The following is a 10,138-nucleotide window of genomic DNA, read 5'->3' as shown; positions in this document are numbered from 1 at the left end:
ATAAGACATTCTATATTAGACTTCCTAGATTACTAGAACTATATGATAACATGAGAAACTCTGGAAAGAGCCTATCCCAGGCAGTGCAGAAGTATGCCAAGTATGAACTTTTGATACTGGATGAATGGTTGATGTATGAAATGAGTGATCAGGATAAGCAGTTCATTTCAGAATTAATGGAAGTAAGACATGATACGTGTTCAACTATCTTCTGTAGTCAGTATCCAACTGAAGACTGGTATGATAAGCTGCATAAGTCAACATTGACAGAAGCTCTGCTTGATAGAATAGTACATAATAGAATCGATATAGATATGGGTACTGATAATTTTAGAATAAAATAAGGGAATTATTTAGCCAATCATGACTATCATGATTGGCTATTATTCTGGTAAGAGTTAGGTGGTGCACTTAATACGACAGAGGTGGTGCATAGCTCTGCGACTACCGGTGCAATTACGAGCGAATAATCACATTCCATAGGAACATAAGAAATACAACCACTAACATACCAAAAGAGACTAATGTTTTGTACTTTACACTACAATAGAAAAACAAGATACAAAGTACAGTAATCAAGAAACTCATAAGTAACATCATGAGACTTTTTGATTGTCTTCTTAATTGCACGATGGAAATTATGAAATATAAGTCATTATAATTCATAAGCGTATCTGCTCTCTTTTTTCTTATTATATACTAAGCAACAAAAAAGGCCTTATAAAGGCCTCATTCACATTAAATATGTAATGGATCGTTGTTTACACCATAAACCTTCTTATCTTTTGTAGTTGCTACATAATATACTGCGCTATCTTCAGGTTTATAGTAAACTTCTAAAGTTTCAAGAGTGTTAAGCTTGATTCCGTTAGCTTTGATATCTTCTTTAACTAATTTTTCGATATCAGACACATTAACATCTTTATTCATGAACTGTACTTCAATTTTTGTTTTCATGTTTGTATCCTCCATTTCCTAGTATGATAAAAACCACCTTTAATATATCACTTTTCCTTTTACAATCAACCATTTTTTCTTGAAAATATCAACTATTTTCACCATTTATACATTTATATGTAAAATAGTAACTGTTTTTACGCTTGTCATATATAAACAAAATAACCAAAGTAATGATCATCAAAATAAGACCATAAAGTAAATACACAAGAAGTAATCCTATCAGACTTGAATCAAACATCATACCTGGTACAACAACTAATGCCTGAATAAATGAAACACTTGATGTACCAATACGTTTAAAGGCTGCCTGAACAGAGAATGCACATGAAGCATATTGCGCAAACAACAATACAAGAATATCTATTAAAGGAATAATAATCTTTGCCTTTTGATCAATATAGTGTCCTAGCTTCTTATAACCAATAAAGCTAAGCAATGATAATAGTATTGCATCTAGACAGATGATATAACCAAGGTTATAGCCAAAAGCCCATATAATACCTCCAATGACTGCACCAATAAAAGCACCAAGTATTCCAAGTGGTGAAGCAGTGTGTTTGGTAATACGTTCATGTTTTTCAAAGCAGTCAGAACATAATATATCTATTTCATCATCTAATAAATAGACATTTAATGGAATACTATGATGACAGTGATGACATTGTGGTGACTGATTAATTTCTTTCTTAAGCGTTAAGACAATATTCTCTAACTCTTCTTTTTTAATACGCTTAGATAAAACAAGTCCTGCACCTTTCTCATTAGAATATATACGTTCTACATCATCTCTTTTAATAAAGAGTTGTTCTAGTATATCTCTTTGATGCTTACTATCTTCTGTAGTCAATAATAAAGCTATTTTATGATGAGGTAATACCTGTAGTAAAAGATAGAAATGATCTTGAATATAGTAATAATAATCTTTTTTAGGGGTTGGTTTAAAACCAATAGTTGTGAGTTCTTTTATCTTCATAACATGCTCCTTTAAAAAAAAGAGAGAGTAATTCTCATTACTCCCCTTATTCTGCAGCTGAATTTTTAGCTCTATAAGCTCTCTTACGATCAAGTTCAGAAAGATATTTCTTTCTTAAACGGATGTTGTTTGGAGTGACTTCTACTAATTCATCTTCATTAATATAGTCAAGACAAGCTTCTAGATTGAAGTGTCTAGGTCTCTTTAATACAACTGTTGTATCTTTTGTAGATGAACGTGTATTTGTCTGCTGTTTACCCTTAGTAACGTTTACTACTAAATCATTGTCCTTTGCATGTTCCCCGACAATCATACCTTCGTATACATCTACACCAGGGCCAACAAACATCACACCACGGCTTTCTACACCACCAAGTGCATAAGCAGTAGTCTGTCCTGTTTCAATAGAAATAAGAACACCTAACTGTCTTTCACCTACTGCTTCACCTTCTAATGGGCGATATTCTAAGAATGAGTGGTTAATAATACCATAACCCTTAGTCATTGTTAAGAAGTTAGTCATGAAACCAATTAAACCTCTAGAAGGTACAATGTAATGAACCTTAGTCATACCATCCATAGAATCCATGTTTTCCATGATACCTCTTCTTAAACCTAATGATTCAATAACTGAACCAATACAATCATCTGGTGCTTCGATTTCTACATCTTCATATGGTTCACATGTTACACCATCGATTTCCTTTAAGATAACATGAGGTCTAGATACCTGTAATTCATATCCTTCTCTTCTCATTGTTTCAATTAAGATAGATAAGTGTAATTCACCACGACCACTTACCATCCATTCTTCTTTATTCTGAATACGTTCTACTTTTAAAGATACATCCTTGTTTGTTTCTTTGAATAAACGTTCTTCAATCTTAGATGCAGTCACAAACTTACCATCCTGACCAGCAAATGGTGAAGTGTTTGTACCAAAGATCATCTGGATTGTTGGTTCATCTACATGAAGTAATGGTAATGCTTCTTCACAGCTTGGTTCACAGATTGTTTCACCAACACCAATGTCAGCTAAACCTGCAACGGCTACGATATCACCAGCACTTGCTTCTTCTACTTCAAATCTATGCATACCTAAATAACTAAATAGTTTCTGAACACGGAACTGCGTCTTAGAACCATCTGCTCTTAAACATACAACATTTTCATTTACTTTAATAGAACCTCTCTGAATTCTACCAATACCAATTCTTCCTACATAATCATTGTAGTCTAATAAAGCTGGCTGTAACTGTAAACCACCTTCAACATCTACTGCTGGTGCAGGAATTTCATTGATAATCATATCAAATAAACAGTCCATATTAGGAACCTGAGTACTAATATCAGGATCTAATGAGCTTGTACCATTTAATGCTGAAACGAAAACAGTTGGGAAATCAAGCTGATTATCATCAGCACCTAATTCCATAAATAATTCAAGAACTTCATCCATAACTTCCTGAATTCTTACAACTGGACGGTCAACCTTGTTGATAACAACGATAGGTTTAACATGAGCAGCTAATGCCTTCTTTAATACGAAACGAGTCTGAGGCATTGTACCTTCATAAGCATCAACAACAAGTAAAACACCATCCACCATATGCATGATACGTTCTACTTCTCCACCAAAGTCAGCATGGCCTGGTGTATCCATGATGTTGATCTTATAGTCTTTATAATGAATAGCTGTATTCTTTGCTAAAATAGTAATACCACGTTCTCTTTCTAAAGCGTTACTATCCATAGCACGTTCAGCTAGTTCTTCGTGTGCTTCAAGTGTTCCAGATTTCTTAATAAGCTGGTCAACCAATGTTGTTTTACCATGGTCAACGTGAGCAATAATCGCTATATTTCTAATATTCATAATCGCACCTCTTTCAATTTTTAGATTATATCATAGTTCGTCTTCATTTCAATAAAGAATAGTTTTCAAGATGAGAAAATTTATTAAATATTGAATAATTCAACTCTTTTTCAAAAAAGAACAGGCTTACATCACCTGTTCTGTTAAGAATTTATAAGTTGTAGAAAGAACTTCATGAATATGTTCTGCATTATCATAATTATGAGATGCACCAACAACTGGATGGAAGATCATCTGCTTACCAAATAGTTTTGTATATTTCTCACTGATTGCATAAGGTACTGTTTTATCTTCTGTGCCATGAATGACTAATAAATCATTCTTATATGTGTCTAAGTTCTTATAGAAATCTCTTTGAAGCATATCCTTTACAAAAGCATCACTGATTTCAAATCCACTATGATCATAGATAGGTGCTTCTTTTACTGTTCCTGTAAGATAGTCCAAGGAATCTGGTAAACTGAAGGCAGGAGCCCATAATACAAGTTTTTTAATATCTTCAGGATAAAGTTTTGCAAGTTCACTCGCAATTGCACCACCCATAGAATGTCCTAAAACATAGATATCAGTGACTTGAGGCATCTTCTTTAATTCTTCTAATAGAATACGTGCACATGATAATTCATCATCAAATGTCATTTCTTTAAATGTAAGATCTGATTCACCACTGCCTAGAAAATCCATTCTTAGAGTACCAACACCCTGTGCTTCTAATAAACGTGATAAAGAAACATAGGAGAACTTAGTTCCTGTACATTGTCCTGTAAAACCATGGAATATTAATAATACAGGGAATTCTTTTCTATGAGGCACATGAAAGAATCCTCTCATAACACCCTTAGGTGTCGCAATTTCACAATACTGCTGCATAATTAATCCTCCTCTACAAGTGAAACCATTCTCTTCACTTTCTCTTTATCTACATAATCATAATTAATACCATTATAGCTAAATGATACATGATCATTAGCTGTAGTAGGATCTGCTCTCCAATTCTTACATGAAGAATGAACCTGATGAATACCTGTATAGTGAATAATGTCTACGACATTTGTTTCATTAATTCCAGAACCTGCCAATATTTCTATTTGATTGCCATACTTCTCCTGCAGTTCCTTAATAAGCTGAACTCCTTCACTCACAGTAGACTTCATGCCACTTGTAAGTACTCTATCCACACCTAATTCAATTAATCTATGAATTGTTGCATCTGGATCGTCACATACATCAAAGGCCCTATGAAATACTGCAGTCTTACCATAGCTATGAATAATAGAGACCATTTCACTTGTGCGTGCACTATTGATTTTACCATCAGGATCTAAGAACCCAAACGCAATACCATCAGCCCCGTGTTCTAATAGTTCTTCTGCTTCAATAATCATCTGTTCAGATTGTAATTCATTATATACAAATCCTGCACCTCTGGGTCTTACCATGCAAATAACTTCTAGATCTGTATTATTCTTAATAAGTTCCAATGATGCAATAGTAGGTGTTAATCCACCTAACGCTAATGCACTATTTAATTCAATTCTTTTCGCACCACCATGATATGCATTCATTGCATCCTCATAGCTGCCACAGCATACTTCTAACTTATTCACTCACTTCTACCTCTACTTCATACTGTTCTTGATCTACAGTCATATAAATAAGATCTTTAATGGCTTTCTTCACTTTAGTTTCAGTCTTTTCTAAAAACTGATTCTTGATTGCTTCTTTTTCTACTTTCTTCTTCTGTTCTTTTGCGAAAGTCTTATAGTCTGTAATAGAAATCTGATTAAAGATATTCTTTGTTTCATCATAAACCTTAATAGAATTCTCATCGATTTCATTAGATAAGATCTTTACTGCAGATGTTTTCACAACAATCTTATTATCTGTTTTTTCTACCTGTACATCAGAGAGATCCACACCTGCTTTCATCTTACCTTCATAAGTAATTAAGAAAGACTTCTGTGTTAAAGGAACAGTCCAGCCATTAAACTTTAATGAATTAGAGAACTTCCCTACTTTTGTATAATCATATTCAGATACAGCTAATTCATTAATATCTCTTATTTTCTGTGTTAAAGCTGTTGAGGTAATTTCTTCTTTAGATGGTGTACTACGTCCTCCAAAGTACATACCACCCATAAATACAACAATAACTAACACAATAATGACTATAATTGATCTTAAATTAAACTTGTTTTTCATTTTCATCACCAACTAGATTATAACAGATAAGAAAAAATATATACAGTTTGTTTTATAGTCTAGATGATTTGACAACGAATACAATAAATGATAGTTTTTAAGTAGGTGATGAAAATGAATTACGATAATGTACATATTTCTAGATGGGAAGAAATACCAGATTTTCCACTCTATATAGATCAGGTTGTATCTATTATAGAAAAGAGTTTGTCTTTCTTAAAAAATAATGATGACGCTATTATCACAAAAACAATGATCAATAATTATGTCAAACATAAGCTAGTAAAAGCACCTATAAAGAAGAAGTATGAAAGAGAACAGATTGCTTATTTCACATTAATCTGTTTATTAAAATCTGTCTTTTCATTAGATGAGATTTCTAAGCTTATTCAATTACAACAGAGTCAGAAAGAATTATCTGTATTCTATAATATGTATTGTGACGTATTTGAGCGTATCCTTAAGACAAATCATTTAGACTCAGAATTACCAGACATATATAATAAATGTATCTTAAGTTCTGTCTATAAAATCAAGGTATCTAATAATCTTCTTGGTGAAGCAACAATGGAAGAAGCATTAAAAAAGGATTGAGTTTATTCTAATGGTATTAAGTTAAGTGACTAAATGCCAAAGAACCTCCTCTATTTGAAATTACTCTTTCCTACTAAATATAAAATTACATTTATAACCGTATTCAGTCTTGATTTTATAGGTTTATTGTTAGGCCTATTTATAAGAGATTTTTCTTTTTTCATAATAGTTTGCGCTAGTTTATTATTCAAAGTTATAATTCATCTTGCTTCATCAAGAACTGTATTAAAACAATTAATGAATAAGCAAATAGAACGATACAACAAAGATGTAATATATTTTGATTTATACTTTGATGAAGATAAACTTTACGCGAAAGTAGACTCATCACCGAATGAAGATCCTATAAAATACAAAGATTTAAAGAAAATTAACGAAACAAATGATATTGTATTTTTTCTAAGTAATGCAGGCTTTAAAACCTATTTTGAAAAGAAAAATGCCAGCAATAAAGATATTGAGAGATTACATGCATTTTTTGATAAGCAGAACATCCCTTGGAGAAAATCAATTTTATAGATGATAAGAGTAAAGTAATTATAAAAGCCAATATAATAATGAAATAAAAGGGGCATGTGCTCGTATGACTTTACAATTGATGTATAAATATCTTTTATATATTTCAACTTTGTGTTCTTTAGAAAACTTGCTTTTTCTTTCCAAAAGAAAAACCTCCTTAGCAAACCATTGGTATTAAGTTAAGCGACTAAATGCCAAAGAACCTCCTTTATTTGAAATTGAGGAGGCTTTTTTTACCAAACTGTTGACAGGTGATAAAAATTGTGCGGCTAGAAATGAATATTCATTCATTTCTAGCCCTTTTTAGTAGATGTGTCGTAAGCGCCAAATAAAATAGTGTATTTAAAAAAGTCGATTGAATTGATACAATAATCAATTTAGTCGGCTTTTATTTCTTCACTCCATGGTAAGAACCAGTCCAGTCTTTCTGGATTTTCAACCAAATCTTGCTGTGGTAAATAATCCAGGATAAATTCAATATAGTCATATGGATCAAGCCTGTTGGCTTTAGCTGTTTCAATTAGACTGAATACTGCTGCACTTGCTTCAGCTCCTTTAGTAGAAGTTGAAAACAGCCAGTTCTTTCGGCCAACTGTAAATGGTCTGATTGTACGTTCATCTAATGAATTTGTCATAGGTACAAGAACATCTTCTAAAAATGAACGCAATCCAGCCTCGTAATTCAAGGCATATTGTATAGCCTTTCCTATCTTAGAAGCTGTTAACACCTTGTTTTGATTATCTTTACACCATGAAAAGAAGTCATCAACTAATGGCTTTGATCTTTCTTGGCGTATCTTGACTTTATCTTCAGGTGGGAATGTATCAATTTCCTTTTCTATCGCAAATAGCTTGGCTATTTTCTTAAGACCTGTATAAGACAGTGTATCTGAGGCACCTGAACTGCTGGGTGTTATTTCTCTAGCTTCGGATTCATCTCTAGGCCATTTGAATCTGCTATTTTCCAGTCTCTTGTAAAGGAGCACGAAGCCGTCACCCTCCCAGTACAGTGTCTTCATCACTCTCGCATTTCTTCCACAGAACAGAAATACCGAATTTGAAAAGGGATCAAGTCTGAACTGCGTTGTGACAAGTGCACTAAGACCATCAATCTGTTTCCTCATGTCTGTATAGCCTACAGCTATATAGATATGCTCAGCCTTGGAGATGTCACCTAACATAATAGTGCACCTATGATGTTAGTTACAGTTCCTATATTTGTATCACAAGGAAATTCTATACGAACATCTCCTTTAGTTATAACTATGTTCTGTTTATCAAATGTGCTCTGATCAACAGAGACAAATGATGGAGCCTTTACAGCTCCCTGATTCAATTGCCATCTTTCGCAACTTTTTAAGCCAGCAGTAGTAGGTCTGCTCACATATGTTGTTCTGCCTGCTTCTGACAGGAAGTCCACTTTTCCTGCACTCCTTTATTCTTTCAATCCACTGTCTGGTCTTGATATCGTCATTAATGCTTTGAATATCCATGATTTCACCATCCTCTATATAGTAAATTTAGTGCTAAAATTACTATATAGAGTGAATTCAGTGGCTAAAAACACTATATATAGCAAATTTAGTATCTAAAAACACTTTAATTATCTAATATGATGAGGTTTATTTCTATCCACTATATTATTTGGCGCTTACTTTTAATCTACAACAAATTTACTTTAATTATGTATTTGAAACTTCTGGCACGATTACTTCCATTATTAATAAACCTTCACTAAGCAATGAAACATTATCATTTTATAATTTATAACTGTCAATCCATCTTACAAATAATGCGTTTTCGACTTGATACACATCTACATGGTGACTATCCTCTAACCAAACTACATTTTCAACATATATTTTATCACTTCTAAAATCTATATTTACACTATCAATGTTAAATGATGATTTATTAAAGAAAGAGTAAACAAAAATAACCACAAAAGATAACAGTCCTATTCCAATTCCTGATAAAATAATTTGAAAAAATTTTATAATGGAATTTTTTTGTGCTTTTAATATATCAATTGATATAAAAGTAATAGGTATAAAAAATAAATCTATTAAGAGAACTATATTTATTAATATACTAATGAACGGATGAAAGTAGACAAATTTGTCTAGTCTAGAGTTAATAAGATATTCTATCAAAACAATACTCAATGATACAATATACCACACTAAAGTTCTTTTTTTATTATTCATATGACTAAAATAAGCAATTATTTCTTTAAAAACTTTCATCTAAAATTCCCTCCTAAAATTTGTATCATTAATTTTTTTGCGAATTATTATATCATACTAAATAAAAAAGGCAATATAAATATATATTTTACATTGCCTGTCTAAAGTCCCGTCTTTTGTTTCTTTTTAAAGTGGAATTTAACTTTTCACTTTAGGTTTGAACCGCCCCTGTCAAGTAGACAGGTGAAATAATTAAAAACATGTACCCATGCCTGCCACTACGTGGCAGGCATATTTTTATGCATAATGTGCCGCCTTATATTTCTGTATCGCCTTGTTCTCAGGTATTGGATACTGAACTGGATTCTCATTGCACAATGCTTCACTTCTTACTTCATAAGGTGTTCTCACACCAAATCTTCTTTGATATCTTTCATGACTGTAATATCTTATCCATTCTCTTATTGCCTCTTCTAATTCCTCTCTTGTTTCATATTTCTTGCCATAATGATATATCTCACATTTAAGTATTCCCCAGAATCCTTCCATTGGTCCATTATCAATGCAGCAGTGAACTCTGGACATGCTCTGTTCCATGCCATTATCCTTAAGCATACGTACAAATATTGGACTCGTATACTGGTAGCCACCATCACTATGAAATAGCGGATGTGCTCCTGGATTAGCGTCTACAGCTGATCTGAATGTATCAAAGACAAGTTTATTATCATTATGGTCACTAATTGCATATCCTACTGGATATCTGTCATAAAGATCTAGTATCAGGCTTAGATATAGCTTATTTTCATTATTCTTTCCATATTTGAACTC

At 32.6% G+C, this 10,138-nt stretch carries 12 protein-coding genes and 2 pseudogenes; 3 read left to right on the top strand and 11 right to left on the bottom strand.

Annotation, left to right across the window (positions count from 1 at the left end; all coding sequences use genetic code 11):
* Positions 1-344, top strand: a 344-nt coding sequence (locus tag H8909_RS11715) for an ATP-binding protein (protein WP_187012963.1), incomplete at its 5' end; no start/stop codon positions are given.
* A 394-nt stretch (positions 345-738) separates the two neighbouring features.
* Here H8909_RS11715 and H8909_RS11710 read toward each other — a convergent pair.
* The 6 genes from H8909_RS11710 to H8909_RS11685 all read right to left on the bottom strand — a co-directional run bounded on the left by H8909_RS11710 (position 739) and on the right by H8909_RS11685 (position 6,008).
* A complete protein-coding gene (locus tag H8909_RS11710) occupies positions 739-957 on the bottom strand; it encodes a DUF6465 family protein (protein WP_022425172.1) in 219 nt (72 codons plus the stop codon).
* Positions 958-1,045: 88 nt separating this feature from the next.
* Positions 1,046-1,933 carry an FUSC family protein gene (locus H8909_RS11705; RefSeq protein ID WP_187012962.1) on the bottom strand — a complete coding sequence of 296 codons (888 nt, stop codon included), beginning with the start codon at positions 1,931-1,933 and terminating at the stop codon, positions 1,046-1,048.
* 46 nt (positions 1,934-1,979) lie between these two features.
* Complete coding sequence (typA, locus tag H8909_RS11700; RefSeq protein ID WP_187012961.1) at positions 1,980-3,806, bottom strand: translational GTPase TypA; 1,827 nt, start codon at positions 3,804-3,806, stop codon at positions 1,980-1,982.
* A 126-nt stretch (positions 3,807-3,932) separates the two neighbouring features.
* Positions 3,933-4,676 carry an alpha/beta hydrolase gene (locus tag H8909_RS11695; protein ID WP_187012960.1) on the bottom strand — a complete coding sequence of 248 codons (744 nt, stop codon included), beginning with the start codon at positions 4,674-4,676 and terminating at the stop codon, positions 3,933-3,935.
* Between the two features lie 2 nt (positions 4,677-4,678).
* Positions 4,679-5,413 (bottom strand): copper homeostasis protein CutC, encoded by a 735-nt coding sequence (locus H8909_RS11690; protein WP_187012959.1) that lies wholly within the window; start codon positions 5,411-5,413, stop codon positions 4,679-4,681.
* Entirely contained in the window at positions 5,406-6,008 is a 603-nt protein-coding gene (locus H8909_RS11685) for a DUF4230 domain-containing protein (protein ID WP_238928287.1), read from the bottom strand. Before H8909_RS11685 ends, H8909_RS11690 begins: the two co-directional genes overlap by 8 nt.
* A gap of 114 nt (positions 6,009-6,122) precedes the next feature.
* Here H8909_RS11685 and H8909_RS11680 point away from each other — a divergent pair, with 114 nt between their 5' ends.
* Together H8909_RS11680 and H8909_RS11675 are read left to right on the top strand one after the other, a co-directional pair.
* Positions 6,123-6,602: a DUF1836 domain-containing protein gene (locus H8909_RS11680; protein ID WP_238928286.1), complete on the top strand. Its 480-nt coding sequence runs from the start codon at positions 6,123-6,125 to the stop codon at positions 6,600-6,602.
* Between the two features lie 33 nt (positions 6,603-6,635).
* Positions 6,636-7,121 carry a hypothetical protein gene (locus H8909_RS11675; protein ID WP_187012956.1) on the top strand — a complete coding sequence of 162 codons (486 nt, stop codon included), beginning with the start codon at positions 6,636-6,638 and terminating at the stop codon, positions 7,119-7,121.
* Positions 7,122-7,498: 377 nt separating this feature from the next.
* Here H8909_RS11675 and H8909_RS13545 read toward each other — a convergent pair.
* The 5 genes and pseudogenes from H8909_RS13545 to H8909_RS11655 form a co-directional block, all read right to left on the bottom strand.
* Positions 7,499-8,017: pseudogene (locus H8909_RS13545) on the bottom strand (IS66 family transposase); the annotation flags it as partial.
* A gap of 21 nt (positions 8,018-8,038) precedes the next feature.
* Positions 8,039-8,302 (bottom strand): annotated as a pseudogene (gene tnpB, locus H8909_RS13665) (IS66 family insertion sequence element accessory protein TnpB); the annotation flags it as partial.
* Complete coding sequence (locus tag H8909_RS11665) at positions 8,296-8,541, bottom strand: hypothetical protein (RefSeq protein ID WP_022425181.1); 246 nt, start codon at positions 8,539-8,541, stop codon at positions 8,296-8,298. The gene H8909_RS11665 and the pseudogene tnpB, both read right to left, overlap by 7 nt.
* Before the next feature lie 337 nt (positions 8,542-8,878).
* Positions 8,879-9,367, bottom strand: coding sequence for a hypothetical protein (locus tag H8909_RS11660; protein WP_022425182.1), 489 nt, complete (start codon positions 9,365-9,367; stop codon positions 8,879-8,881).
* A gap of 237 nt (positions 9,368-9,604) precedes the next feature.
* The coding region (locus H8909_RS11655; RefSeq protein WP_187012954.1) for a DDE-type integrase/transposase/recombinase at positions 9,605-10,138 on the bottom strand (534 nt) is incomplete at its 5' end.

This window comes from Catenibacterium faecis, from assembly GCF_014306455.1.
GTDB lineage: Bacteria > Bacillota_I > Bacilli_A > Erysipelotrichales > Coprobacillaceae > Catenibacterium > Catenibacterium mitsuoka_A.
The sequence above is the reverse complement of the archived record's forward strand: the minus strand, read 5'-3'. Positions and strand labels throughout refer to the sequence as shown.